The organism is Gordonia pseudamarae, assembly GCF_025273675.1.
GTDB lineage: Bacteria > Actinomycetota > Actinomycetes > Mycobacteriales > Mycobacteriaceae > Gordonia > Gordonia pseudamarae.
In genome coordinates this window covers 2,924,471-2,950,504 of the sequence record NZ_CP045809.1, presented here as the reverse complement: position 1 = coordinate 2,950,504, position 26,034 = coordinate 2,924,471, and the positions used below count along the sequence as shown (strand labels likewise).

Sequence of the window (26,034 nt, the reverse complement as noted above, 5' to 3'; positions counted from 1 at the left end):
GTCCCGGGCCGGGACGGCTGTCGCTGACCACCCTATCGGGGCGCTCAGACCCGCAACACGGCCTTTCCACCCAGTGCTACTCGCCGGCGCGGCGCGAGGTCGAGGCGATACAGCGTCGCCCAGAACGCCAGCAGCGCCAGCACAGTCGTGGCGGCGGCGAGCAGCTGCGAGCCCAGCAGGAACCTGTCCGAGGACACCCAGTCCAGTGGTGTCCGGTTCCATCCGTCGTAGATCACCAGCACCCCGGCCGCGAATACGGCGATCGCACCGGTGGCGAGTGCCGCGAGCGCGGTGTTGCGCAGGACCGTGTTGCCGTCGCCGGGGGCGACCACCTGCAGCCGGATCGCGCCGCAGGCGGTGAAGACGATCAGCACCACACACGCGACGGCCACCGCGACCATGTTGGCGCCGACCGTGTCGGAGAACCGGTGCCATTTGGCGACGACGGTGTAGGTGCTGATCGCGGTGGCCCCGATCACCCCTGCGATTCCTACGATGCCGCGCAGCCGGTAGGGCACCACCAGCAGTAGCGCGCACACGATGCTGGCGGCGATGGCGCTGTGCCCACTGGGGAAGCTGTTGTGATCGGGTGCTCCGGTCGCCGTGAGCAGACCGGGCCGGGTCAGTTCCGATTTGAGCGGCTGGGCCACGACCTGACCACCCACGACGATGGCGGCACCGGCGAGCGCGAGCAGGGGACGCCCGCGCAGCAGGGCGATGGCGGTGACGACGATCGTGGTGATGATCAACGACCCGATCGACATCTGGGAGAGGAAGTCACCGGCCCGCAGCCGGGCGTTGCTGCCGATCTGATCGGCGCCGGCCAGTGCGTAGTCCTCGATCGTCTGGCCGCGTTGGGTGCGCACCATCAGGTAGTAGGTGCCCGCGCACACGGATACGGCGACCACCAGCAGCACACCCCACCGGATACAGGCGCGCATCGACCCGTTCTCCACGTCGTGGGGGTGCGGGGGGTCGTAACGCATCGGGATCCCTTCTCGGGTCACTGCCGTGCGGGGCACCGCATCGGCGCGGCGTGCGGCCGCGGCGGGTGATCGCCCCAATGGGCATTGCTTCAGTGGGTATTGCTTGGGGGTATTGCTGGGGACTCCGGCGGGTGGCCGGTGATTCCCGACATTGAAGGATAGTCGGCGCAAGGGTAGTCGGCGCCGCCCGCACCGCACACGGCGTGCACCTGCCGGGCGACACGCCCTAGTCTGGACGGGTGCCGTCGACGCAGGTGGTCCCACTGTCCGAGCTGGTGCCGCTGCCCGGCGGCGTGTTCGGGATGGGGTCGGACAGGCACTATCCGGAGGAACGGCCCCGGCACGATCGCCGGGTCGCGCCGTTCGCCATCGAACGACACCCCGTGACCAACGCCCGGTTCGCGCGGTTCGTGGCCGAGACGGGTTACCGGACCGTTGCCGAGGAACCCATCGACCCCGAGGATTTTCCCGGCGCCGATCGGGCACAGCTGGTGCCCGGCGCACTGGTGTTCACCCCGACGGACGGTCCCGTCGACCTGGGCGACTGGAGCCGATGGTGGCGGTGGGTGCCGGGTGCGTGCTGGCGTTCGCCGCGGGGCCCGGGCAGCGGCGTCGACGATCTGCCCGGGCACCCGGTGGTGCAGATCGCCTATCGCGACGCGCAGGCCTATGCCCGGTGGGCGGGCCGGCGTCTGCCCACCGAGGCCGAGTGGGAGTACGCGGCATGGGGTGGGCGCAGCACCGAGTACGCCTGGGGTGCGGAGCTGCGGCCGGGTGGCCGCGCGATGGCCAACACCTGGCAGGGTCGATTTCCCTATCTCAACGAGGGCTGGGGGTCGACGTCGCCGGTCGGCACGTATCCGGCCAACGGTTTCGGTCTGTACGACATGATCGGCAACGTCTGGGAGCGGGTCGTCGACGTGTTTGTGCCGCGCCATCCTGTGGCCGACGGTCCGATCGTCGATGCCGGTGGACGCCCGGACCTGCTGGCACCCACCACCTCGCCCCGGGTGATGCGGGTGACCAAGGGTGGATCGTTTCTGTGTGCGCCCGAGTACTGCAGGCGCTACCGTCCGGCGGCGCGTTCGGCTCAGTCCGACGATTCGGCCACCGGGCATCTCGGGTTCCGGTGCGCCGCAGATCTGTGACGACCCAGATCTGTGACGACCCAGATCTGTGACGGGCCAGGTCGCGGTGTCGATCCTGATGTATGAAACCGGTTGGTGTGACCGCGATCGTACGCGCTACCGTGAATGACGTGTCAGGGATAGCGGATTGGCTCGAAGGCATCATCGCCGACGTGCCGTCGTGGGCGGTGTACCTGATCGCTTGCGCCATTGTCTACGTCGAAACAGCGACGCTGGTGATGGGTTTCATCCTGCCGTCGTCGGGGATAGTGCTGGCGGCGGGCGTCGCGGCCGCCGTCGGGCCCACCAACATCGGGTGGCTCGTGGTCTCCCTGTGCGTGGCGGCGTTCGCCGGCGATCTCACCGGCTATTGGATCGGCCGGGTCAGCGGACCCCGCATCATGTCGTCGACGGCGGGCCGCCGATTCGGCGGTGAACGCTGGGTCAGGGCGCAGAATCGGGTGAACGAGCGGGGGATGGTCGCAGTCGCGACCGGGCGCTGGTTCGGCTTCGTGCGTACGCTGATGCCGCCGGTGGCGGGTATCGTGCGGATGCGGACCGCCAACTTCGTGATCGCCGACGTCATCGGTGTGGTCTCCTGGGGCACCACCATCTCACTCGTCGGCTACTTCGCCGGCGCCCAGCTCGGCGCCACTCTGATGTTGTCCATCGGGGTGACGATCGTGGTGGGGCTGGCGATCTGGTGGACGGTCAACCGGCTCCGGCGATCGGGGCCGGTTCTGCCGGAGGGGGTCGGGGATTTGTCCCAGGAGCGTCCGGTCAGCCGCTGACACCCGCGCCGGCCGCACCCAGATAGCGGTGCAGCAGTTCGCCGCCGGCCCGCGCGGACGAGCCCGACCATGCCACCGCGCCACGCTGCAGGATCAGGCAGTGATCGGCGAATGCGATGGCCTTGGCCGCGAACTGTTCGATCATGATCACCGCCACACCCGCGTCGAGCGCGGCTCGCAGGCCGTCGAAGACCGCGTCGACCAGCATCGGCGCCAGTCCCAGCGACATCTCGTCGGCGATCACCAGTCGCGGATTCACCATCAGCGCCCGCGAGAGCGACAGCATCTGCTGTTCGCCGCCCGACAGGGTGCCCGCGGTCTGCTTGCGCCGTTCGGCCAGCGCGGGGAAGAACCCGAACGCGCGGTCGAAGGCCTCGGCGGGGTCGATCTTGTCGACGGACAGCGCCAGCCGCAGATTCTCCTGCACGGTCAGTCCGGGGAAGATGCCACGCCCTTCGGGCAGATGCACCAGGCCCGCGCGCCGGATGGCGGTGGCAGAGGCGCCGGTGATGGTGCGTCCGGCGAACTCGACGCTGCCGCCGGTGGTCGGGATCAGCCCGGACAGCGCCCGGGCCAGCGTCGACTTGCCCGCACCGTTGGGGCCGAGGACCGCCACCGCGGATCGGGCCGGTACGTCCAGGGATACCCCGAACAGTGCCTGCGCCGGACCGTAGCCGGCGGTCAGGTTGTGGACCCGCAGGAGTGGGGCGGTGTCCGGCTGGGTGTCGGTCATGACTGTGCCTCCTGTGCGGGGGTGACGTCGGCGCCGAGATAGGCGGCACGTACGGCGGGATCCTCGCGGATCTGATCGGGTGTGCCGGCGGCGATCTTCACGCCGAAGTCCAGGACGTGCACCGAGTCGCAGATGCGCAGCACCAGCTCCACGTCGTGTTCGACGAACAGCAACGACACGTCGTGGGTGGCCACCACCTGCTGCAGCACGTCGGCGAGTTCGGCCGTTTCGGTCACGTCCAGTCCCGAGGACGGTTCGTCGAGCAACACGAGCCTGGGCCGCACCGCCAGTGCGCGCGCCACTTCTACCAGCCGGCATGAGCCGAGCGGGAGGTCGCCGATCCTGCGGTGCGCGATCGGTCCGAGCCCGAGGGCGTCGATGAGGGAGTCGACGCGGGCGGTCTCGTCGGCCGGTGGGCGGCGCAGACCCCGGCCGGTGATGGCGTCGGTCCACAGTCGTGCCCCCGAGTGCCGGACCCGGTCGGCCAGGACGACGTGCTCGCGCACGGTCAGCGTGGTGAAGAGTTCGGGATGCTGGAATGTGCGTGCCATGCCGCGCCGTGCGCGGGCGCGGGCGGAGGTCCGGGTGATATCGGTGCCGTCGAGTGTCACCGTGCCCGCACTGGGGGTGAGCAGTCCCGACAGCACTCCGAACAGAGTGCTCTTGCCGGCACCGTTGGGTCCGACGAGGCCGACGACGGAGCGTGGCGGGACATCGATCGACACGTTGTCGAGTGCGACGAGGCCGCCGAAACGCATCGTCACATCGCGGGCGGACAGTCGTGCCGGGAGCGATACATCGGTGGTTGCGCTCATGCTGACGTGCCTCCGATCACCTTGTTCGGGGAAGAATCCGGGTCCGCCGCATCCGGCGGTGGGGCGGAGCGCCGGAGCCGTTCGACCACACCTGTCGCGGCGTCGCCGAATTGGGCGATGACCCCTTCGGGGTTGCGGGCCACCATGATCGCGCCGAGACCGAACAGGATGGTGGGTACCTCCGCCAGATCCGAGGGCAGATAGTTGTCGAAGACGGCGGGCATCAGGTAGAAGAGCACGCCGGCCACCAGTGCGGCGACGATCGACCGCGATCCGACGGTGACCAGGACGGCGAGCCACACCAGGCCGTGGAACGGGCTGAAGCTGTCGGGCAGGGTGGAGCCGAAGTTCATGGCCAGGAAGCCGCCGCCGACGGCTGCGACGAAGGTGGCCGGTGCGGTCAGCAGGATCTTGACCGTGGCGATGCTCAGGCCGATGGTGCGCGCACCGTTCTCGCTCCACCGCACGGCGCTGATCGCCAGGCCGGTGGTGGAGCGGCGCAGATTGGCCACGAGGATCGCGGTCACCGCGAACACCACAAGTGCCAGATATGCGAATGATGTGCTGTCGGAGACGACGTCGGGACGCAGCAGCGCCACGCCCATGCCGTAGTTGGCGATGCTGTCGGTGGTGAACACGAGTGTGGTGACGAGCAGGCCGAAACTGAGGGTGACCAGCGCGACATACAGGTCGCCGAGCCTGATGGTGAGGATGCCGATGAGCACGCCGACGGGCGTGACGAGCAGGGCGGCCACGACGATCGCGAGCAGGGCGGGCAGACCGTGGTCGGTGGCGAGTTCGGCGGCGATGATCGCACCGAGTCCGGCGAAGGTGATCTGCGAGAGCCACACCATGCCTCCCTCACCGACCAGCAGTGTGTAGGAGAGCATGGCGATGGCCAGACAGATGCCGGCGGTGACCCGGGCCGTCCAGTACTCGTCGAGGCCCAGCGGTGCGATCGCGACCACCACGAACACCACGGCCGCGGCGATCACACCGGGCTGGCGCCACACCGGTACGGCGGTGAGGTCTCTTGTCGTGGTGGAGTTCTCATCAGCCTGGGTACTGATCGACCGGTCCAGTCCGCCGCCGCTGACCAGATCACCCGCCTGCCCGCGGAAGGCGTGATAGATCAGGAACAGCAGCATCAGCACGAACGGCACGCCGGGTACCAGTTTGGCCGCCACATCGCTGTCGGCGTTGACGAACTTCTGCACCACGCCGGTGACCACGCCGATCATCAGCGCCACCCCGATCGCCACACCCAGGTGGCGCAGCCGGGCCGCCACGACCGCCGCGAAGGCGGTCGCCATCAGGCCGGTCATCGCCTCGGCGGACAGGCCCGCGGTGGGGGCCACCAGGATGCCGGCGAGTCCGGCCAGCACGCTGCTGGCCGCCCACACCCCGACGGAGACCCGGCCGGGGCTGATGCCATTGAGGGCGGTCATCGCCTCCGAGTCGACCAGGGCCCGCACCTTCAGTCCCACCGAGGTGAACCGCAGGAGGCCGATGCCGGCGACCAGCACCACCACCAGCCCGAGGTAGGTGGCGATCTGATCGCCGTTGACGGCGGTGTCGAAGACGGTGATCACCCCCAGCGGGCGCGGTGCGAGGCCGGGTGCGGTGGGGTTGGTGAGGGTGCCGAAGATCAGGTTCACCAGCGGCGGCAACGCCACCGACAGGCCGATCGTCGCGACCAGCTTGACCGGTGTGGAGCGCAGCCGCAGGTGCCGGAACAGCACCGCGTAGAGCACGATCCCGAGCAGCGGCGCGAAGACGCCGAGGCTGACCACCGCCGAGGCGAGGATGCCCCAGCCCTGCTCGGTGTTGAGGAAGTAGTAGCAGCGGGCCACGGTGTAGGCCATCGCCGCGAACGACAGGTTGAAGATCCCCGAGGCCACATAGGTGATCACCAGTGATCCGGCGGCGATCGCGTAGATCGCGCCGAGTGAGAGACCTACCAGCACGTACGAGAGCACACGTACCCCTCCGCAATGTCGTCGACGGTCCGATCGGGGTCTGGTCCGCCGGATACTGGTGGTTTCCCGATCGCTGCATGTTAACGTGACGGATGACACAACAGTTGTCAACTCCGAAAGGGCAACAGTAAGGGTCTTCCAGACTGGTGGCCACTGTGGGTTCCGATGTCGGAGGCACGTGTTTTCGTTGAAGGCTGGTGAGGGTTTTGCGAAAGACTGCTGTTCGGGCCGCCGGTGTGCTCGCCGCGGTGACGATGATCGCGACGGCGTGCGGCGGCGGTGACGACGGCACGTCCGCCGGTGAGTCGGTCAGGGTCGGTCTGCTGATGTCGCAGAGCGGTCCGGCCAGCGCCGCGTTCAAGGGCGTCGACCAGGCCATGCAGGCGCGGTTCAAGGCATACCGGGATTCCGGCGGCGCATGCTCGTCCACCGAGTTCAACCTCGTCACCGCCGACGACCAGTCCGGTCCGCAGGGCGCGCTCGCCGGTGCGCAGAAGCTGATCCAGCAGGACAAGGTGTACGCGATGGTCGGCATCTCGTCGTACTTTTTCGGCGCCGCGCAGTTCGTCACCACCACGGGCGCATCCACTCCGGTGATCGGCGGTGCCTTCGACGCCGCGCCGCAGTGGCTGCAGTCCGGCAACAACCTGTTCGCCGCCGCGCCGAAGGTCCCTGACTATGACAAGACCTACTCGACGATCGGGGAGTACTGGAAGAAGCTCGGCGTCACCAAGGTGGCGGCGGTCTCCTACGACACCGAATCCTCTCGCAAGGGCGCCGAGCAGATCCTGCGCTCGGCGGACAAGGCCGGTCTGAGCCGTGGCCTGTTCTACGACAAACTCGCCCTCGGTTCCAGCGATGTGGGCTCGATCGTGCTGGGTATCAAGAATTCCGGGGCACAGGCGGTGTTCCTGCCGGTCAACCCGGAGACCTCGATGGCCATCATCGCCGGTCTCAGGCAGTCCGGGGTCACCCTCAAGAGCGTGATGTCGGCGTCGGGTTACGGCGGTGACCTACTGGCGTCGGCACCCGCGGTCAAGGGGGCCCAGGGGATGACCTTCATGCCGCAGTTCACTCCCGTCGAGTTGAACACCCCTGCCACGCAGAAGTATTCGGAAGCACTGAAGAAGTACGCCGGATCGGCCACCGGCATACCCACCTTCGGTCAGACCTACGGCTGGTGGGCGGCCGATCTGCTGATCTACGGCCTGGAGAAGGCGGGCTGTGATGCCTCGCAGGCCGACTTCATGACCACACTGCGCGCCGACGAGAACTGGGACGCCGGTGGTCTGTTCCCGCTCAAGCGCAGCTTCACCGACATCTCGCCCGACCGTGAGTGCTACTTCCTGATAGACCTGGAGGGCGAGGCCTTCGTGCCGCGCAAGGATGCCTCACCGGTCTGCGGTGATGTCATCGGGTAAGCGCCGTGATCGCCTGATCGCCTGATCGCCTGATCGCCTGAGCGGCGACCGGATCGGCCCGCTGCCCCCACTTCACGAATCGGGGGCGGCGGGCCGATTCCGTTGTCCCGTCCGTGTGGTGGCCGGCGGGGCGGCCACCACACGGACGGGACAACAGGGGGCCGGTGCCGCTATGCGGCCCGGGTCGTGGTGCGGCCCGATGTCAGGAAGGCGATGACGGCGATGACGGCCGATATGCCCATCACGACGGCCATCGGGGCGGCGGTGTCCTCGCCCCCGAGTCCGACCAGCGGGGAGACGACGGCGGCCAGCCCGAACTGTAGGGCGCCGAGCACGGCCGATGCGCTGCCGGCGGCGGCCGGCACGGCGCCGAGCGCCAGCGCGGTGGCGTTGCCGAGGATCAGGCCGAGGGAGGCGATGGCGAAGAACAGTGGAACGCTGAGCCAGATGGGGTCGACACCGGCGGCCACGAGCAGGGCCAGGGCCGCGACTCCGGTGGCCATGGCTGCGACGCCGGTGGCGAGCATGCCGCGCGCCGAGCGGACCGCGGCGAGCCGGGCCGCGACACCGCTGACGATCATCAATGCGAAAGCGTTGCAGCCAAACATGATTCCGTACCATATGCTGCTCAGGCCCATCATGTCCTGATAGACGAACGGCGAGGCGGAGATGTATGCCATCATGACCGCGAAGGAGAACCCGAAGGTCAGGGTGTAGGAGAGGAACTCGCGCGAGCGCAGCGCTTCGTACGGTGAATCACTCTGTGCTCGGAGCGCTTTCAGTTCCGCACGGCGTGCGGCCGGGAGGGTTTCCCTGATTCCGAATAAGACGCACACCACCATGATCACGGCCAGCCCGAGAACCACGGTGAGAATACCGCGCCAGCCCAGCGGATCGACCAGGAATCCGCCGATCATCGGCGCGATCACCGGGGCGATGCCGCCGACGATCATCATCAGGCTGAATGCCCGTGCCGCGGCCTTGCCGCGGGCCACGTCCGAGATGACGGCGCGGCCGATGACCATGCCCGCGGCACCTCCGATGCCCTGAAACAGCCGGGCCGCCACCAGGATCGAGATACTCGGGGCGATGACCGCGACGATGCTCGCGACCACGCACAGCACCGCTCCGATCAGCAGTGGCCGTAGCCTGCCGAACCTGTCGGAGAGGGGTCCGAAGATCAACTGCCCGATGGTGATTCCGACGAGAAAGGCGGTGAGGGTGAGCTGGACCGCGGATGTAGAGGTGGATAGGTCCTCGGCCATCGAGGGGAAGGCCGGCAGGTACAGGTCGATCGACAGAGGGGCCACCGCGGAGAGCAGGGCGAGGATGAGGAGAAGTCTGGTCGTCAGTGCGCTGTCGGTACCGGACGGGCGGTCGGGGATCGATGGTGTGTCCGTCGTGGACTCGGTGGGTGTCTGCTGCATGTGCCGTCGATTCTTGGGGAGGGGGTCGGTGGTGATATAGTTATTAAAACATAACTACTTGCCGGATGTAAAGCATTCAGGTACGCGAGGATCTGGTGTACCCGACCTGATGTGTAGGTGACCTGATGTGTAGACGGCCCGATGTACAGTTCCGGAGATGGCGATGCCCGATGCGACAACACCGGTGACAACCCCGAGCGGCCCGGCCGGGGCCACGGCACTCGGATCACCCACGCCGGACGTCGGCACAACCGATTCGGTGCCGGCCGAACTGGCCGACGCGATCTTGCGGGTGGCACGAGAACTCGAGCCGCGATCGCTGGCCGTGTCCGGTCTACCGCCGCTGACCGGTACCGAGGCGACGGTGATGCGGTGGGTGCACCGCAACCCCGGCTGCACACCGACCGAGGTCGCCGAGGCGACCGGACTGCAGCGCAGCAACATCAGCACGGCGCTGCGCAGCCTGACCGCCAAAGCCCTGGTGGAGCGCCGCCGCCGCGGTACCGATTCCCGTCAGGTCAGCCTCGACGTGACCGACACCGCGCGCGCGGGGATCGCGATGCTGTACGCCACCTGGTCGGAGATCGTGGGCGAGGCGCTGGGCGAGCGCTCCGGCCAGGCGGGTGCCGCCCTGGCCGTACTCGAACTGGTCGAGGACCATCTGCGCCGTTCGCGATGAACTACTTGCCGGGCTCGGCGCTTGAGATCCGCTGCGTGCGGTTGTACAGCCACGCCAGCGAACCGGCGAACACGATCACCCCGAGTGCCTGGGCCCACTTGTCGAATCCGTCGCCCACGATCTGCAACACGCCGTCGTCGCTGGTCGCGGCGACGATCCCGGCGAAGACCACACCGAAGAGTGCCTCGCCGACGATCAGGCCGGTGGCCAGCAGCGTGCCCATCCGCTTCTTGTGCTCCACGTTGCCGCCCGAACGCTCGGCCCACCTGTTGTAGAACGCGCCCAGGAACGCGCCGACCGGGATGATCAGCGTCACCGCCATCGGCAGGTACATGCCCATGCCCACGGCCAGGGGCGGCAGCCGGAACCGTGTCGTGCGGGCCAGGACCTCGTCGATCACGATGACCCCGGCCCCGATGAGCGCGCCCACACCGATGAGCGCCCAGTCCAGGTCGCCGCCCAGAACGCCCTGGGTCAGATCCTTGAGCAGACCCGCCTGCGGGGCGGCCAGCGAGTCCTCGGTTTCGCCGGGGGCGCCGACGAAACCGAAAGCGTCGTACATCAGGCTCAGGATCGGCGGGATCACCGCGGATCCGAACAACACCCTGATCACCAGTGCCACCTGCTGTTTCCACGGGGTGGCGCCCACGAGCTGACCTGTCTTGAGGTCTTGCAGGTTGTCGTTGGAGATGGTGGCCACACCGAACACAATGGCGGCGGTGAATAGGGTGAACGCGACGAGTGCCTGGATGTGGGTCTCGTCGGTGTCGCCGAAGGTCGCCTTGATCAGGATGGCGGCGATCAGCACCACCAGGATGCCCACACCCGAGATGGGGCTGTTCGACGATCCGATGAGCCCGGCCATGTAGCCGCAGACGGCGGCCACGGCCAGACCGATCACGAAAACGAAGACGACGCTGACCGTGATGATTCCGGCCGAACCGCCACTCAGGACCGTGTCGTGGGCGAAGTCCCACAGCATGAACGCGATCGGGATGAGCAACACCAGAATGGTGCCGCCGACGATGGTGACCGGGATATCCCGTTCGGTGACGTCCACGCTGGCGCCCTCGCGCCGTGCCCGGGTCGACTGCATCGCCGAGGTCATGCCTTGGACGATCGGGCCCATGATCTTGGCCAGGGTCCAGATCGCGGCGATCGCGATGGCGCCCGCACCGATGAGCCGCACTTCCTGGCTGAACACCGAACCGATCACATCCGACAGCAGGTCTCCGGGCGTGGCCTTGTCCTGTGACTTGATCGGCAGCAGCACCGCGTACGAGATCAGCAGACCCACCAGCATCGCGATGCCGACGGCGACACCCACCAGGTGGCCGATTCCGATGAGCGACATCAGGATTCCGGCGTTGAACAGGGTGCCGCCGGTGCCGATCTTCAGCGTGCCCGACACGGTGTCGCTGATCACCTTGAGCTTGGTGAGCAGTGAATATGCCGCCGACGCGACGGCGCCGAGCAGGATCACCCGCAACCCGGCCTTGTTCTCCGCGGCACCGGTCGTCGAATCGCCGACCTTGAGTACCTCGGCCGCCGCCACACCCTCGGGGTAGGGCAGATCCGATCCGGTGACCAATGCCCGCCGCAGCGGGATCGAGTACATGACGCCCAGGATGCCGCCGATCGCGCAGACCGCGACCGTCGTCCAGTACGGGAAGCCCGTCCACCAGCCGATCATCACCAGGCCCGGGATCACGAAGATGATCGCCGAGAGCGTGCCGGCGGCCGATGCGATGGTCTGCACGATATTGTTCTCGATCACCGAGTGATCGGCGAAGTAGCGCAGGATCGCCATCGACACCACGGCGGCGGGAATGGCGGTGGCGAAGGTCAATCCGACACGCAGACCGAGATAGACGTTGGCGGCGGTGAACACCAGGGTGATGACGCCGCCGAGGACGATTCCGCGAAGGGTCATCTCCTTGACGGTGGTCGTCGCGGGGATTCCGGTCCCGGGTGTTTCGGTTGAGGACATGGAGGTCCGTCCTTCGGGCTCTCGGGCCGTTGTCCGGCCGGCAGGTGAGGCACTGCGTCATTCCGTGTCCTCACACTAGGGCCGAAGAGGCCCGGACGTACGGCAAACACCCCGGGAACGACGGAAGCCGCCCGAGGTGGCGGCTTCCGTTTCCGATTTGTCCAAAAATTATTGCGGTGAGTGCTTTCCGGCACCGGGCACCGTTCCCGGCGGATCCAATGGCCGCAGATTCCACGCGCCTCCACCGGTCAATTCGAGCAACTGGGTGTGGTGCTGGTCGGTGGTGCTGCGGTGGCTGACGGAGATCAGCACCGTGTCGGGTCGTTCGCGCCGGATCAGTGAGTACAACTCGAACTCCAGGCCCTCGTCGATCGCCGAGGTGGCCTCGTCGAGGAATGCGACCGCGGGCTTATTGAGCAGAATGCGGGCGAACGCGACACGTTGCTGTTCGCCGGGTGACAGGACCGCGGCCCAGTCGGCCTCCTCGTCGAGCCTGCCGACCAGATGCGACAGGAAGACCTGTTCCAGCACCGCCCGGATGGAATCGTCGCCCACCGATTCCGGTGACGCCGGGTAGGCGACGGCGGTGCGCAGATCGCCGAGCGGAATGTAGGGGATCTGCGACAGGAACAGCGTCGACTCGCCGGGACGGGCGAACTCGCCGGAGACGAACGGCCACAGACCGGCCAGGCCGCGCAGCAGGGTGGTCTTGCCCGAACCGGACCGTCCCTTGATGACCAGCGCGTCGCCCGGATGTAGTGACAGGTCCAGCTCACTCACCAGCTCCACGCCATCCGGGGTGGAGGTGGTCACCTTGCGCACTTCGACGCCGCGTTCGGTGTCCACGGTGGCGATCTGGGGGAGCTCGCGAGACTCGTGGTTGGCCTGTTCGAGGCCGTCGAGACGGTACAGTGACGCCCGCAGGTCGGCGAACGAGTCGAATGCCTCGCGGAAGAACGACAGCGAGTCGTGCACGTTGCCGAACGCCGATGCCGTCTGCGTCATCTCGCCGAGCTTGATCTCGCCGGCGAAGAATCGCGGTGCCTGAATGATGTAGGGGAAGACCGCCGACGCCTGATTCACCACGAAGTTCCAGCCGTTGAACTTGAGTGAGCGGAACACGACCTGCCAGAAGTTGACGACGATCGACGCGAACCGGTCGAGCAGGCCGCGCTGCTCGGTGTCGGCGCCCCGGTACAGCGCCACTTTCTCGGCGCCGTCGCGAAGCCGGACCAGTGAGTAGCGGAAGTTGGCCGCGAGGCGTTCGCGCAGGAAGTACAGCCTGATCAACGGGTGGCCGAGCCAGAACGCGACAATCGTCGACACCAGGACGAACAGGTACACCATCCACACCATGGCGTGCGGTACCTCGGTGCCGAAGATGTCCATGGGGCCGGACAGTTCCCACAAGATCTTGGTGAATGTGCAGATGGTGATGATGGCGGGTATCACGCCGTTGGTCGACGATCCGCCGGACCCGAACACCAGCCTGCGGCTCGAGGCCGACACGTTGTCGATATCGATCTCGATACGCTGGTCGGGGTTGTCGACGCCGGGCTGGATCTTGGCATCGTCGCCGTCGATACCGGTGTTGACGAACCGGTTGCGGTAGAACGCCAGTCCGGTGAGCCAGTCGGTGGTGACACGGGTGGTCATGAACTGCCGCAGCCGTACCTCGAACATGCTGCCCAGGTACAGCTCGACCAACGTGCGGACCACGTGAATGGTCGCCAGCAGCCCGAACAGCCACAGCGAGTTCCAGAACATGTCCTCGGCCTGGTCGAGGGCGGTGCCGTCGCCGTTCGATATCGCCTCGGCCGCGCCTTGCAGGGCGTTGAACATGTCGCGGCCCTGGTAGGACAGCACCACGGTCAATCGGACACCGATCACCATGAGCAGCATCAGCACCACCACCAGCACCCACGCACTCACCCGGGTGTCGCGGCCGGTGAAGAATCCACCGGCCGCGCGCCAGTACTGACGGCCCCAGAGCGTCGTCCGGGACAGGACGAAACCGGCCACGAGCAGGCCGATCATCGAGTAGCTGAACATAATGGCGATCCAGCGGAGCGACGTCAGAAACTCCGATCCCCAGTCGATGCTGTATTCCACGCGTTCCCCATCTGTCCGGTCGGGCGGTTGACGGCTGCCGAACCGGCAGATGGCGGGAATCTTAACCCGGCCACGGCGCGCGCTACCGGGCAAAGGGCCCATTGCGCCGGTGGGTGCGAAAAAGGAGCGTGCAACGACCGGTGCCGTCGACATCGTGTGTCACGACGTCGACGGCACCGGCGGGCTGCAGAGAAAGGTCTTTTGGAATTATTCGGCGAACCGTGTTTGTCCTGGTCACCATTGCGTTGTACCCGAGAGTAGACCGCCCTCGACCAGCGCGCCAGCAAGCTAAGTCTTACCTAACTTTGCTGGTGAGGATGGGTAACGGCCGTCTGTGTGCGGCCCGGGCGATCGGCGGGCGGGCGATCGGTGGGTGAGGGGCTCTCGATCGCGTCGGAATTCATCACGAGCTCGGGGTCCGGCTCCCGGCGCGAGGTGTCCTTGAGGTCGACGCCCGAACGGCCCAGCGTGCGCGCTCCGGCCAGCAGCGCGGCGGTGACCGCGGCCGCCGCGGCGTAGCCGAGCCCGTCCGGCGGGTGGATGTTGGAGACGCAGTTGCGGTCGGCGTCGGTACGGCCCACCCGCGGCCGGTGCGTGAGGTAGATGCCGAGGCTGTCGGCCACCGACAGTCCGGGACGCTCGCCGATGATCATGATCAGCGTGGTCACCCCGAGAGCCGAGCCGATGTGGTCGCCGAGCGCAACGCGCGCCTGGGTCGCGATGACCGGCGGCGCGATCGTGTACCGGCCGCCGAAGGTCTCGAGCAGGGCTGCGACGAGTGCGTGACCGTGGTCGGCGAGTGCGCGCGGCGACAGTCCGTCGGCCAGCACGACGCCGACATCGGCTGCCGCCGAGGGGAGTTCGGTGCCGTCGGCGGGTTGTCGACCGAGGTCAGGGCGGCGCAGATACTCCCCGCGTGAGCGCGCTTTGCTGGCCACGAGAAGCGGTTCGCCCAGCCCCAGGCCGGTGAGTGAAGCCGCGAATCGGTCGGCGTCGAGAGGGTCGTGGACGGCGTCACGGGCGGCCGCGTGCGCCGCGGTGAACTCGAGCACCCGGGAGGTGGGCAGCGAGTTGCCCGCGCGGCCGAGACCGATCCGGGCCCGGGTCGTCAGCCGCAGGTCGGTCCACACGTCGGGTGCGCCCGCTGCCGGGGGGCCCGTGTGCGGCGTGGTCACGGTGCCGCCGCCAGGGCCAGCAGGGGTGAGGTGGCCGGGTCCACCGGCAGGATCCGGCCGTTGCTGTCGGCCATACCCAGACCGGCCAGCCACTGTTCGAACTCTGGTGCCGGCCGCAGGTTCAGTGCCCGACGCACGTACAGCGCGTCGTGGAAGGACAGGCTCTGGTATCCGAGCATCACGTCGTCGGCGCCGGGGACCGCGATCACGAATGCGGTCCCGGCCACCCCGAGCAGGGTGAGCAGGGTGTCCATGTCGTCCTGGTCGGCCTCGGCGTGGTTGGTGTAGCAGACGTCCACCCCCATCGGCAGCCCGAGCAGTTTGCCGCAGAAGTGGTCTTCGAGACCGGCCCGGATGATCTGTTTGCCGTCGTAGAGGTACTCCGGCCCGATGAATCCGACGACGGTGTTGATCAGCAGCGGCTCCAGCGCGCGGGCCAGGCCGTAGGCGCGGGTCTCCAGCGTCTGCTGATCGACGGGTCTGCCACCGGTGCCCAGGTGTGCCCCGGCCGACAGCGCCGACCCCTGGCCCGTTTCCAGATACATGACGTTGTCGCCGACGGTGCCCCGGTTGAGTGAGCGCCCGGCCTCGTTGGCCTCGGTCAGCATCGGCACGCTTACCCCGAAAGCGCGGTTGGCCGACTCGGTTCCGGCGATCGACTGAAACACCAGATCCACCGGCACGCCCCGTTCGATCAGTTCGACGGTGGTGGTGACGTGTGAGAGCACGCACGACTGCATCGGGATGGAGAAGCGTTGCCGGATGTCGTCGAGCAGGTGCAGCAGATCGGCGGTGGCCTGCGGTGAGTCAGTGGCCGGATTGATGCCGATGACCGCGTCGCCACAGCCCATCAGCAGCCCGTCGAGGGTGGCGGCGGCGATGCCGCGCGGGTCGTCGGTGGGATGATTGGGTTGCAGTCGCGTCGCGATCCGGCCGGGTAGGCCGATGGTGGTGCGGAACGCGGACCGCACCCGGGCCGCCGAGGCCACCAGGATCAGGTCCTGGTTGCGCATGAGCTTGCTTGTGGCCGCCACCATTTCGGGCGTCAGACCTGGTGCGACGGCGGCATAGCGTTCGGCGGCGTCCTCCCGGGCCGCCGTCTCCAGCAGCCAGTCGCGGAATCCGCCGACGGTCAGATGCGACACCGCGGCGAACGCGTCGCGGTCGTAGGTGTCGATGATCAGCCGCGTCACCTCGTCGGTTTCGTACGGCACCACCGGCTCTTCGAGGAGTGTGGCCAGCGGAACATCTGCCAATTGCCAAGCGGCGGCGGCCCGTTCGGCATCCGAGGTGGCCGCGCAACCGGCGAGCTGATCACCGGAGCGCAGCGGCGTGGCCTTGGCCAGGAGTTCGACGATGCCGTCGAACTCATACGTCGTCCCCGCGATGGTCTGGACAAATCTCATCGAAGGCCACCTTCCGGGACTACCGATGCCGGAAGTCTACGTGCGCCGAGGCATCCTCGCAGCCCAAGACCGCCCCTCCTGCTGGTGGAGGTGTGCGGAGCCGCCGGCTTCGAGCGGTGTCGGCCGCCCCCTTTTCGCCGGTTGGGGTGTGAGGAGCAGCCAGGCGGCGAGCCTCGAAACCCGGTGAGACGACGGTGTTCGCGGGCTCATCAACCGATCTCACCCGTCGATCCGCCGCCGACCCACGGCAACAGCGACACCCGCCACCACGACGACAAGCACGATCACGCCGACGACGAGCAGGAACGGCCCGGCCATCATGCCCGCGATGGTGACGTCGGAGTCTGTGTACACGACCCGCCGGTAGGGCGAATCATCGGCGGCCGTGGCGAACACGAAATCGGACGAAATAGATTGCGGAGCGGTGACTGTCGTCCGGACCGTGGTGAGGTGCCGGCCGTCGGCGAGTCGACCGGAGTACAGGGTGCGCACCTGTTGCCGCGCGGTGTCGGCGTCGGTCCGGTCCTGGCGGTGATCGGCGAGCACGTACAGGTCGACCGTCTGGGTTCCGGTGGCCGCGGCCGACATCCGCATCGGGTACACGAGCTGATCGGTGTCGAACTCCATGCGGATCGGGTCCAGCGGCCCGGACAGCGCGGTGGGGGAGGTCAGTGCGATGGCCACGAACGACCACCGTTCGGCCACATACGGTGCCAATGCCGAGATCACGGCGGGCTTGAGTTGGTAGCCGTTGTCCGACAACCATTTCCGCAGGCCGTCCAGGTCGCCGCCGGTGAGTGTGGTGATGTCGAGGGGGCCGAGCCGGACGCGGGCGACGACCTGCGGATCGGCGGCTCCGGCGGCACTCGCGGGCGCCCGGGCACCGGCGGTGGCACCGTCGTCGTCGGTCGACCGCGACCACCAGTGCCGTCGGGTTTCGGTGCGGGGCGCGCTGATCTTCTCGTAGTCGTCGAACAGTGCGCCATCGCCGGCCGATACGGTGGCGGGTGTCGGTGTGGGGACGATCAGCGCGGCGTCCGATCGCACCGATCGCATCGACAGCCGCATGTCGATGGTTTCACGGTTTCCGGTCTTCGACACGATCGCCGTCTCCCGGTTGACCTGAGCGGCGGCGTCGTTGCTGGCGATCGCGCCGCAGGCGCACGCCGCCGCCGGTGATGCGATCAGCAGTCCCGGAATCGCGAAGAGAAACGCGAGGGTGAGACGTAGCAGATGGGTTGGCATTGCTGGTCCTTCGTCCGGCGGCTGCGTCCCATCCCAGCAGAGGCGGCGCTCCCGGTCACGCCGCCCGAACGGAATTCATTCGGTCGGCGCACCGGGAGCACCGGTCACTTCAGGACCGGCGAACCCATCGGCAGTGTGGGGCCGCCGGCCGCGGTCGACACGACGTCGACGAACAGGTATACGCCGATCGCGGCGGGGAGGACGTGGCACAGGGGACACGGCGCGGTAAGGCATAGTTGTACGCGTGTATTTTGTCGGACTCGACCTGGCGTGGGGGCAGCGCAAGCCCACAGGTGTCGCGATCGTCGACGACGCCGGGTCGCTGGTGTCCGCGACCACGGCCGGTGATGACGCGAGTATCCGAAAGGCCGTGGAACCGTATGTCGCCGGTGACTGCCTGGTCGCCATCGACGCGCCGCTGATCGTCGTCAACCCCAAGGGGCAGCGTGAGGCGGAGCGGCGACTCAATGTCGATTTCGGCAGATTTCAGGCCGGCGCGCATCCGTCCAATACCGGCAAGAAGGAGTTCGCCGGTATTCCTCGCGCGGCGGCCATCGCCGAGTCTCTCGGTCTGGACCCGGATCCGGAGTCGACAGCGGCCAGGCGTGCGATCGAGGTCTACCCGCATCCGGCGACGGTGGTGCTGTTCCGCCTCGGACGAACCCTGAAATACAAGGCGAAGACCGGTCGGAGTTTCTCACAGCTGCGGGCCGAGCTGTTACGGCTGATCGAGCACGTCGAGGCCCTCGCTCATGCGAATCCGCCGCTGCGGGTGAGTGATTGCGAGGACTGGTCGCAACTGCGGGAGACTGTCGAATCCGCGCGGCGCAAGAGTGACCTGCGGCGCGCCGAGGATCCGGTGGATGCGGTTGTCTGCGCGTATGTGGCGCTCCTGGCCACGCGCAGACCCGATGACGTGACCATCTACGGCGACTTCGAGACCGGCTATATCCTCACCCCGACCTTGCCGCACGATCTGTTGCCCGCACCGGCGGAGACCACCCCGGGTGCGATCGCCGATGCGGTCGTGGCCTACACCGAGCGTCGGCCGGCGCTGGAACAGTCGACGGCGCGCTACCTGGCCAGGTTGATCAACCTGCTCGACGACGCCGGCATCAACTATGTGACGGTGTCCGGTCGCACCAAAACCGTTGCGTCCTTCGCGGGTAAGGCTGACCGGCACGTCGACGGCCGGCACGTGTACACCGATCCGCTGTCGGAGATCACCGATCAGATCGGTGTCCGGGTCATCACCTACCTGTACGACGATGTCGCCGTCGTCGCCAATCTTCTCGCCGACGAGATGCGGCTTCTCGATGATCGTGACATGGGGCAGCAAACGGCGAGCGAGGGTCGTTGGGGGTATGCGAGCCGGCACCTGCTGGTTGCGCTCGAAGGCGAGCAGCTTCCGGCGTCGGTACAGGTGCGGACGATCCTGCAGCACGCGTGGGCCGAGTTCGAACACGACATTCGCTACAAGGGGTCGGTGTCCGAGGACGACGCGCCCGACCTCAACCGGCGTTTCGCGTTGGCGGCGGGCCTGCTGGAACTCGCCGACCGGGAGTTCTCGGCGATCCGGGAGCGGTTGCTGTCGGCCGAACCGTCCGAGCCGGGCATCGAGGTCACCGACGACCCGCGGATCCCGACCCCGGTGCTGGCAACGTATCTGGGTACCCGGTTTCCCGACGCGGGTTGGTCACGTACCGACCATTACGCCTGGATCTCCGGGCTGCTGCTCGATCTGGGAATCGATTCGCTGGAGGCGCTGGAAGGGGAGCTGGCCGGGGTCGACACCGACGCCGTCGACGCGGCGATGGGTTACCGCTATCCCGCGGGTGCGGTGCGCCGTCTCGACGATGCGCTCCTGGCCGCATTCGGCGACCGGTACGTCCGGTTGGACGGCAACGCGCACCGAATCCTCTTGTTGGAGAACCGATTGGTGAAGCTGAGCGGATCCGACAGCTGATCGCGGACCGGCCGGGCCGGGGAGCCGTGCGGCTGATCAGGCGGCCGATGGTGTGCACCGGATGTCCCACACGCCGATCGCGGCGACCGAGATCACCGAGAAGACGGTGAACAGCGCCAGTCCGACCGCCGCGATGATCGGTACGGCAGCGTGGTGATCAGTCCGCCGCCGAGTAGCGGCTCGTAGCCAACGGTGTCCGCGACCGAAGGGGTCTTGTGGACCGAATCCGAGAGGTCTTGTTGTCGGGCGGGGCTATTCGATGTCGACGCCGCGATTCTTGAGCCACACCTGCGGGTTGATCTTGGTGCCGTCCTTGTCCCAGACCTCGTAGTGCAGGTGCGGGCCGGTGGACTGTCCGCGGTTGCCGACGGTCGCGATCTGTTCGCCGGCCTTGACCTCCTGGCCCGCCGTCACGAAGCTCTGGTCGACATGGCCGAAGACCCCGATGGTGCCGTCGTCCTGCTGGACCCGTACCCACTGGCCGAAGCCGGAGGCGGGACCGGATTCGAGGACGGTGCCGTCGGTGACCGCGTAGACCGGCGTGCCGATCTCGTTGGCGATGTCGACGCCGTAGTGCTGGACGCCCCAGCGGGCGCCGTAGCCGGAGGTCACCGTGCCGTGGACGGGCCGCACTGCGGTGTGCTTGTGGGGAGTCGGGAGCTTCCGGGGCAGCAGGTCCTGCAGGGCCTTGTCGATCGAGGCCGACAGATCCGCGTGGGTGGCCAGGTCTTGCGCGTGGGCCGTCAGATCCTCCACGCCCGGCAGTGTGGCCAGCGATCGGAGTGTCGACAGCGCGGGGTCCGTCTTGTAGTCGGTCGTCGGGGTCGACGGATGTGCGGCCGCCTGTGCCGCACCGCCCGCGGCCAGCCCGATCGCTCCGGCCAGTGCCACGGTCGCGCCGGCGACGGTGGTCGCGGACGCCGACGAGTTCTTGGCGGCGCGGTGCTGTCCGGCCCGGCGGCCGCTCGACGAGGCGCCGCAGAGCAGCAGGTCGGCCGGGAGGATCTTCGCGTCCGGGATGGCGGCGGGGGAGTTCGGTCGGTGTTGTAGCACTGTATCGGTCCGCTCGTCGTAGATAACATTTTGATCTCGTCATGGACACGGTGAGGTTACTACACATCACGGATGGAAGGAAAGGGCTTTGAGCGTGCCCGTGAACTCGAGGCATTCGGGTTCCTGTAACTCACCCTCGCAAGCTCTGGGAAGATCAGCTGGACAGCGGGTTTCGCTGTGGTCGAGTGATGTGACCGCATATCCGGACGCGCCCGATCAGTCGACGCCGATTCGCCCATTCCAGATCCTGTTTGCGGCGTCTGCGGCCGTGGATGTGGAAGGTGGCCCGCCGTCGCACCGCAGTCCGACTCCGTCCCCGGGAGCCGAGAGGTGCCGATACGAACTGAGTTTGCTGCCGAACCCGGTTTCCGGGATCAACAGCAACCTCAGAGGAAGTTGTGCCCTCGGTGAGACTCGAACTCACACTGGACGGGTTTTGAATCCGTTGCCTCTGCCAATTGGGCTACGAGGGCATCCTCGCGGCCCCGGTGTGCGGCGCCGCGGTTGTCCACATTAGACGATGAGCCGGATGCGTCGCCAACCGGTACTCTGCTCGCCATGGCCAGGGTGGCCACCTGGGGTGATCGGCACGTCTGGGGAGGCGGCCGGCGCCGTGAACCGGGGCTGGGTGAGGAGGAGAAGTGACGGTGACGCAAGAGACTGCGACGGGTGGCGATACCCCCGCGACCACGCATCGGGTGCTGGTGGCCGAGGACGACTCCCTGATCCGGATGGATCTGATCGAGATGCTCCGCGAAGAAGGCTATGACGTGGTGGGGGAGGCACCCAACGGCCAGGTGGCCGTCGAACTCACCGAATCACTCCATCCGGATCTGGTCATCATGGACATCAAGATGCCGGTCCGCGACGGTATCGACGCGGCCAGCGAGATCGCCGCGAAACGTCTTGCTCCGGTGGTTATGCTGACGGCTTTCAGTCAGCGTGATTTTGTGGAGAAGGCTCGCGACGCGGGTGCGATGGCGTATCTGGTCAAGCCGTTCACCAAGGCCGATCTGGTGCCGGCGATCGAGGTGGCGGTCAGTCGCTATCAGGAGGTCAAGTCGCTGGAGTCCGAGGTCGCGTCCATGCAGGACCGGCTGGAGACCCGGAAACTGGTCGAACGCGCCAAAGGGCTGCTGATGGAGAAACAGAACCTCAGCGAACCCGAGGCGTTCAAGTGGATCCAGCGGGCGGCGATGGACCGTCGCACGACGATGAGGGCCGTCGCGCAGGTGGTGGTCGAAACGCTGGGTGCCCCGGGCTGACGCCGCCGCTGCGTCCCTGACCGGGCCGGGCATCCGGCGCGGCGTTAAATCTGTGCAACACGCCGCCGTCGGCTGCGACTTTGCGCGCAGAACCTGCGCGGGAGGCGGAGTTTCGGGTTAAGTTTTCCGTCAGGTCTCTTCCGGACCTCACGACGTTCGCGTCGTGCGGCAGAATTGAGAGGTGTGAAACATGCATCGTCGGATGACGACGGGTGCTCTCGCGGTGACGATGGCAGCTGTCCTCGCCCTGTCCGCGTGTAGTTCCAAGGACGACTCGGATTCGGATTCGGGCACGAGCACCTCGGCGGGTACGAGCTCAGGTCTGATGATCGCGCCGCTCGCGCAGATCGACACCAGTGGCAACGAGGTGGAGGCGGCGGCCGAGTCGGACGCGCTGAGTCCGGCCGGTGATGGTAAGGCCACATGCGACCCGACCACCATCGCGATGGCCGGAGCGCTGACGGGCGCCGACGCCGCGCTCGGCATCAACATCCGCAACGGCGCCCAACTCGCCGTCGACGAGCACAACAGCGCCAACCCGGACTGCACGATCACGCTCAAGACCTACGACACCGAGGGTGACCCGCAGAAGGCGACTCAGGTCGCGCCGCAGATTGTCAACAACAAGGACGTCGTCGGCCTCATCGGACCGGCGTTCTCCGGTGAGACCAAGGCCACCGGCGGCATCTTCAGCCAGGCGGGTCTGGTGTCGGTGACCGCATCGGCCACCAACCCGGCGCTCACCGACAATGGCTGGAAGACGTTCTTCCGCGGTCTGGCCAACGACGACGTGCAGGGCCCGGCGGTCGCCAAGTACCTGACCGGCACGGCAGGCAAGGAAAAGGTGTGCGTGGTCAAGGACGACACCGAGTACGGTGCGGGCCTGGCCAAGGCGGTGATCGCGTCCCTCGGTGATGCGAGCATCAAGAGTTGCGAGGGCGATGTGAAGAAGGGCGAGCGCGACTTCTCGGCGATCATCTCGACCATCACCGGTGCCGAGCCCGACGCGGTGTTCTACGCCGGCTACTACTCGGAGGCCGCCCCGCTCGCCGAGCAGCTCAAGCGCGCCGATTCCTCGATCACGTTCGTCTCCGGCGACGGCGCGAACGACCCGCAGTTCACCGCGCTGGCCGGCAGCTCCGCCAAGGGTGCGCTGCTCACCTGCCCGTGCGGTCCGGCCCCCGACAAGTTCAAGGAAGCCTACGAGTCGAAGTTCAAGCAGGCGCCGGGCGTGTACTCGGTCGAGGCCTACGATCTGGCGACGATCCTGATGAAGGGCATCGCCGAGGGCAAGACCACCCGTGCCGACCTGCTGGCGTTCGTCAAGGACTACCAGGGCAGCGGTCTGGCCCGCGAGTATTCGTGGACCTCGACCGGCGAACTCAAGTCGTCGCTGATCTGGGTTTACGAAGTCAAGTAACGACCAGAGGTAGGTGTACATCGGTGCACCCGGGTGCGAGTATCTCGTCCCGGGTGCACCTGTGTGCGGACCACGATATTTCGGCTGAAAGGTACGCATGATCGCGTATTCGTTGGCCGAGTCGACGTCGGTGGTGGCTTCGACCATCGGCTTCGATCTCGGTGCGTTGCGAGACGGATTCTGGACACTCACGATTCAGGGACTTGCCTACGGTTCGATCTACGCCCTCGTCGCGGTGGGCTACACGCTCGTCTACGGCGTGCTCAGACTGATCAACTTCGCGCATTCGGAAGTGTTCATGCTCGGCATGTTCGGCCAGTACATCGGCCTGATGCTGCTGGGTTTCCGGCCTCAGGGCGATGTGTGGAGCGAAGGCACGCTGATGACCATCGCCTATCTGTTGCTGGCCGGGCTGATCGGTATGGCCGTCTCGGGCACCACCGCGGTCGGTCTGGAGTTCGTCGCGTACCGGCCGCTGCGAAAACGCAACGCCAAACCGCTCGCCTTCCTGATCACGGCGATCGGCATGTCGTTCGTGCTGCAGGAGTTTGTCCACTACGTGTTGCCGAAGGTGCCGACAGATCCGCGTCTGGGCGGGTCGAGCCCCCAGCCGGCGATCAAGCTGGTCCAGCCGACCGAGCAGTTCACCGTTTTCGGCGCATCGGTCACCAATGTCATCCTGATCATCGTGATCGCGGCGATCGGATTGGCCGTGGGCGTCGACTTTCTCATCAACCGGACCCGGCTGGGACGTGGCATCCGTTCGGTCGCACAGGATCCGGAGGCGGCGCTGCTGATGGGTGTCTCGCGCGAACGCATCATCATGGTGACGTTCCTGATCGGCGGTCTGCTCGCCGGTGCCGCGGCGTTGCTGTATACCCTGCACGTCCCGTCGAATGTCGTCTACTACGGCGGTTTCATCCTGGGCATCAAGGCGTTCTGCGCGGCGGTGCTCGGTGGTATCGGCAATGTGCGCGGAGCGTTGCTCGGCGGCCTGTTGCTCGGTGTGATGGAGAACTACGGATCGGTCGTCTTCGGTAATCAGTGGAAGGATGTGGTGGCGTTCGCGCTGCTCATCCTGGTGTTGATGTTCCGGCCGACGGGCATCCTCGGTGAGAAACTCGGGAAGGCACGCGTATGACGAATTCGGACCCGACCGTTCCCGTGGCCGCCGCCGCACCGCGCCGCGGCGTGGGCGATGCGATCCGCAGCTGGTGGGACAGGCAGTCACGGCCGGCCCAGTGGGGTGTCGGCGTCGTCGCATTCGCCGCGCTGGCCCTGCTCCCGGTGCTCGACCCGCCGCTCATCTCCACCACCGCGACCGACTTCGGCGCCACGATGGCGCAGTTCGCGATGGTCGCACTCATCGCGATCGGCCTGAACGTGGTGGTCGGGCAGGCGGGTCTGCTTGATCTCGGGTATGTGGGTTTCTACGCGGTGGGCGCCTATGTGGTGGCGCTGCTGACCAGCCCGGCCAGCCCGGTGTGGAACAGCGTCGACCACGGCATCTTTTCCGGGCCGTGGGCGTGGCTGGCGTGTATCCCGCTGGCCATTGTCATCACCGGCATCACCGGCGTCATCCTGGGCACGCCGACGCTGCGGGTGCGCGGGGACTACCTGGCCATCGTCACCCTGGGTTTCGGTGAGATCGTGCGGCTGCTGGCCGACAACCTCAAGGAGGTCACCAACGGTCCCGCCGGTCTGCAGGGGGTGCTGTTCCCGGAACTGGGTACCAGCGCCGACAAACCCGACGGCGTGTTCTCGGTGCAGAACAACGACCGGATCAACTCGGGCATCTGGTGGTACTGGCTGGCGCTGCTGCTGGTGGTGATCGTGTTGCTGTTCGTCGGCAACCTCGAACGCAGCCGCGTCGGACGATCCTGGATCGCGATCCGCGAGGATGAGGACGCCGCCGAGATCATGGGTGTACCCACGTTCAAGTACAAGCTGTGGGCGTTCGTCATCGGTGCCGGCATCGGCGGCCTGTCCGGCGCCGTCTACGCCGGGCAGGTGCAGTACGTCGATCCCAAGGCGTTCACCGTCATCAATTCGATGCTGTTTCTGTGCGCGGTGGTCATCGGCGGTCAGGGCAACAAACTCGGCGTGATCGTCGGCGCCTTCATCATTGTGTACATTCCCGCGCGGGTGCAGGGCATCGAGGTGGGCGGACAGTCGCTCGGTGACTTCAAGTACCTGTTCTTCGGTTTGGCACTGGTGGCGCTGATGATCTTCCGTCCGCAGGGGCTGTTCCCCGCCCGCGCCCGGCTGATCACGTTCGGACGGCAGGTGTACGCGGCGGCGCAACGTGTCGGCGATGCCGCCCGACGGGACCCCGGTCCGCCGGGGGAGGGCGGGGACCCGGTCGTGGGCGCGCAGAAGGAGGTCACATCGTGACGCACCGCTTCCCCGACGATCCGCGCGAGCCGGCCCGCCCCGTGTGGCAA

Annotated in this window: 20 protein-coding genes and 1 tRNA gene; 9 read left to right on the top strand and 12 right to left on the bottom strand. The window is 67.1% G+C overall.

The window, feature by feature from the left end; translation table 11 throughout:
* Positions 1-44: 44 nt before the first annotated feature.
* Positions 45-986: a phosphatase PAP2 family protein gene (locus GII31_RS12930; RefSeq protein WP_213243615.1), complete on the bottom strand. Its 942-nt coding sequence runs from the start codon at positions 984-986 to the stop codon at positions 45-47.
* A 302-nt stretch (positions 987-1,288) separates the two neighbouring features.
* Here GII31_RS12930 and GII31_RS12925 point away from each other — a divergent pair, with 302 nt between their 5' ends.
* Entirely contained in the window at positions 1,289-2,134 is an 846-nt protein-coding gene (locus tag GII31_RS12925; protein ID WP_213250330.1) for a formylglycine-generating enzyme family protein, read from the top strand.
* A 110-nt stretch (positions 2,135-2,244) separates the two neighbouring features.
* Positions 2,245-2,904, top strand: coding sequence for a DedA family protein (locus GII31_RS12920; RefSeq protein WP_213243613.1), 660 nt, complete (start codon positions 2,245-2,247; stop codon positions 2,902-2,904).
* Here GII31_RS12920 and GII31_RS12915 read toward each other — a convergent pair.
* From GII31_RS12915 to GII31_RS12905, 3 genes are read right to left on the bottom strand one after another with little or no spacing between them, the layout of a single operon-like run.
* The gene (locus GII31_RS12915; protein ID WP_213243612.1) at positions 2,894-3,637 is read right to left on the bottom strand and encodes an ABC transporter ATP-binding protein; all 744 of its coding nucleotides are present in this window, start codon (positions 3,635-3,637) and stop codon (positions 2,894-2,896) included. The two genes, GII31_RS12920 and GII31_RS12915, sit on opposite strands and share 11 nt — an antisense overlap.
* Positions 3,634-4,452, bottom strand: coding sequence for an ABC transporter ATP-binding protein (locus tag GII31_RS12910; RefSeq protein WP_213243610.1), 819 nt, complete (start codon positions 4,450-4,452; stop codon positions 3,634-3,636). Before GII31_RS12910 ends, GII31_RS12915 begins: the two co-directional genes overlap by 4 nt.
* Positions 4,449-6,431 (bottom strand): ABC transporter permease, encoded by a 1,983-nt coding sequence (locus tag GII31_RS12905; RefSeq protein ID WP_213243608.1) that lies wholly within the window; start codon positions 6,429-6,431, stop codon positions 4,449-4,451. Before GII31_RS12905 ends, GII31_RS12910 begins: the two co-directional genes overlap by 4 nt.
* A gap of 206 nt (positions 6,432-6,637) precedes the next feature.
* Between GII31_RS12905 and GII31_RS12900 the strand changes: the two genes are divergently transcribed.
* Positions 6,638-7,852, top strand: a complete 1,215-nt coding sequence (locus GII31_RS12900) for an ABC transporter substrate-binding protein (protein WP_246221861.1) — start codon at positions 6,638-6,640, stop codon at positions 7,850-7,852.
* A gap of 170 nt (positions 7,853-8,022) precedes the next feature.
* Here the strand turns inward: GII31_RS12900 and GII31_RS12895 are convergent, their stop codons facing one another.
* Positions 8,023-9,279: a multidrug effflux MFS transporter gene (locus GII31_RS12895; protein WP_213243606.1), complete on the bottom strand. Its 1,257-nt coding sequence runs from the start codon at positions 9,277-9,279 to the stop codon at positions 8,023-8,025.
* Between the two features lie 157 nt (positions 9,280-9,436).
* On the opposite strand from GII31_RS12895, the gene GII31_RS12890 reads away from it, so the two are divergent.
* On the top strand, positions 9,437-9,958 hold the full coding sequence (locus GII31_RS12890; RefSeq protein ID WP_213243604.1) for a MarR family winged helix-turn-helix transcriptional regulator: 522 nt from the start codon (positions 9,437-9,439) through the stop codon (positions 9,956-9,958).
* Position 9,959: 1 nt separating this feature from the next.
* On the opposite strand, the gene GII31_RS12885 is transcribed toward GII31_RS12890, so the two are convergent.
* From GII31_RS12885 to GII31_RS12865, 5 genes are all read right to left on the bottom strand, one after another.
* The gene (locus GII31_RS12885; RefSeq protein WP_260839970.1) at positions 9,960-11,948 is read right to left on the bottom strand and encodes an OPT family oligopeptide transporter; all 1,989 of its coding nucleotides are present in this window, start codon (positions 11,946-11,948) and stop codon (positions 9,960-9,962) included.
* Between the two features lie 168 nt (positions 11,949-12,116).
* A complete protein-coding gene (locus tag GII31_RS12880) occupies positions 12,117-14,060 on the bottom strand; it encodes an ABC transporter ATP-binding protein/permease (protein ID WP_213243601.1) in 1,944 nt (647 codons plus the stop codon).
* Between the two features lie 299 nt (positions 14,061-14,359).
* The gene (eutC, locus tag GII31_RS12875; RefSeq protein ID WP_213243599.1) at positions 14,360-15,235 is read right to left on the bottom strand and encodes an ethanolamine ammonia-lyase subunit EutC; all 876 of its coding nucleotides are present in this window, start codon (positions 15,233-15,235) and stop codon (positions 14,360-14,362) included.
* Positions 15,232-16,641, bottom strand: a complete 1,410-nt coding sequence (locus tag GII31_RS12870; protein ID WP_213243597.1) for an ethanolamine ammonia-lyase subunit EutB — start codon at positions 16,639-16,641, stop codon at positions 15,232-15,234. Before GII31_RS12870 ends, eutC begins: the two co-directional genes overlap by 4 nt.
* Before the next feature lie 219 nt (positions 16,642-16,860).
* Complete coding sequence (locus tag GII31_RS12865; protein ID WP_213243595.1) at positions 16,861-17,886, bottom strand: DUF2330 domain-containing protein; 1,026 nt, start codon at positions 17,884-17,886, stop codon at positions 16,861-16,863.
* 244 nt (positions 17,887-18,130) lie between these two features.
* On the opposite strand from GII31_RS12865, the gene relZ reads away from it, so the two are divergent.
* Complete coding sequence (gene relZ / locus GII31_RS12860; RefSeq protein ID WP_213243593.1) at positions 18,131-19,852, top strand: bifunctional ribonuclease/(p)ppGpp synthase; 1,722 nt, start codon at positions 18,131-18,133, stop codon at positions 19,850-19,852.
* Positions 19,853-20,104: 252 nt separating this feature from the next.
* On the opposite strand, the gene GII31_RS12855 is transcribed toward relZ, so the two are convergent.
* Positions 20,105-20,905: a M23 family metallopeptidase gene (locus tag GII31_RS12855; protein WP_213243591.1), complete on the bottom strand. Its 801-nt coding sequence runs from the start codon at positions 20,903-20,905 to the stop codon at positions 20,105-20,107.
* A 399-nt stretch (positions 20,906-21,304) separates the two neighbouring features.
* A tRNA-Leu gene (locus GII31_RS12850) sits at positions 21,305-21,378 on the bottom strand.
* A gap of 168 nt (positions 21,379-21,546) precedes the next feature.
* Here GII31_RS12850 and GII31_RS12845 point away from each other — a divergent pair.
* The 4 genes from GII31_RS12845 to GII31_RS12830 all read left to right on the top strand — a co-directional run bounded on the left by GII31_RS12845 (position 21,547) and on the right by GII31_RS12830 (position 25,984).
* Positions 21,547-22,170, top strand: coding sequence for an ANTAR domain-containing response regulator (locus GII31_RS12845; RefSeq protein WP_213243589.1), 624 nt, complete (start codon positions 21,547-21,549; stop codon positions 22,168-22,170).
* 190 nt (positions 22,171-22,360) lie between these two features.
* A complete protein-coding gene (locus GII31_RS12840) occupies positions 22,361-23,590 on the top strand; it encodes a branched-chain amino acid ABC transporter substrate-binding protein (protein ID WP_213243587.1) in 1,230 nt (409 codons plus the stop codon).
* Positions 23,591-23,687: 97 nt separating this feature from the next.
* Complete coding sequence (locus GII31_RS12835) at positions 23,688-24,731, top strand: branched-chain amino acid ABC transporter permease (RefSeq protein ID WP_213243585.1); 1,044 nt, start codon at positions 23,688-23,690, stop codon at positions 24,729-24,731.
* Complete coding sequence (locus GII31_RS12830) at positions 24,728-25,984, top strand: branched-chain amino acid ABC transporter permease (protein WP_213243583.1); 1,257 nt, start codon at positions 24,728-24,730, stop codon at positions 25,982-25,984. Before GII31_RS12835 ends, GII31_RS12830 begins: the two co-directional genes overlap by 4 nt.
* The last annotated feature ends 50 nt before the right edge of the window (positions 25,985-26,034 follow it).

Bases quoted from the DNA above. Each gene is read 5' to 3' on its own strand.
- GII31_RS12830 (WP_213243583.1), top strand. From the start codon at position 24,728: ATGACGAATTCGGACCCGACCGTTCCCGTGGCCGCCGCCGCACCGCGC.
- GII31_RS12915 (WP_213243612.1), bottom strand. From the start codon at position 3,637: ATGACCGACACCCAGCCGGACACCGCCCCACTCCTGCGGGTCCACAAC.
- GII31_RS12925 (WP_213250330.1), top strand. From the start codon at position 1,289: ATGGGGTCGGACAGGCACTATCCGGAGGAACGGCCCCGGCACGATCGC.
- GII31_RS12930 (WP_213243615.1), bottom strand. From the start codon at position 986: ATGCGTTACGACCCCCCGCACCCCCACGACGTGGAGAACGGGTCGATG.
- GII31_RS12895 (WP_213243606.1), bottom strand. From the start codon at position 9,279: ATGCAGCAGACACCCACCGAGTCCACGACGGACACACCATCGATCCCC.
- GII31_RS12885 (WP_260839970.1), bottom strand. From the start codon at position 11,948: ATGTCCTCAACCGAAACACCCGGGACCGGAATCCCCGCGACGACCACC.
- GII31_RS12870 (WP_213243597.1), bottom strand. From the start codon at position 16,641: ATGAGATTTGTCCAGACCATCGCGGGGACGACGTATGAGTTCGACGGC.
- GII31_RS12865 (WP_213243595.1), bottom strand. From the start codon at position 17,886: ATGCCAACCCATCTGCTACGTCTCACCCTCGCGTTTCTCTTCGCGATT.
- GII31_RS12890 (WP_213243604.1), top strand. From the start codon at position 9,437: ATGGCGATGCCCGATGCGACAACACCGGTGACAACCCCGAGCGGCCCG.
- GII31_RS12910 (WP_213243610.1), bottom strand. From the start codon at position 4,452: ATGAGCGCAACCACCGATGTATCGCTCCCGGCACGACTGTCCGCCCGC.
- GII31_RS12835 (WP_213243585.1), top strand. From the start codon at position 23,688: ATGATCGCGTATTCGTTGGCCGAGTCGACGTCGGTGGTGGCTTCGACC.
- GII31_RS12840 (WP_213243587.1), top strand. From the start codon at position 22,361: ATGCATCGTCGGATGACGACGGGTGCTCTCGCGGTGACGATGGCAGCT.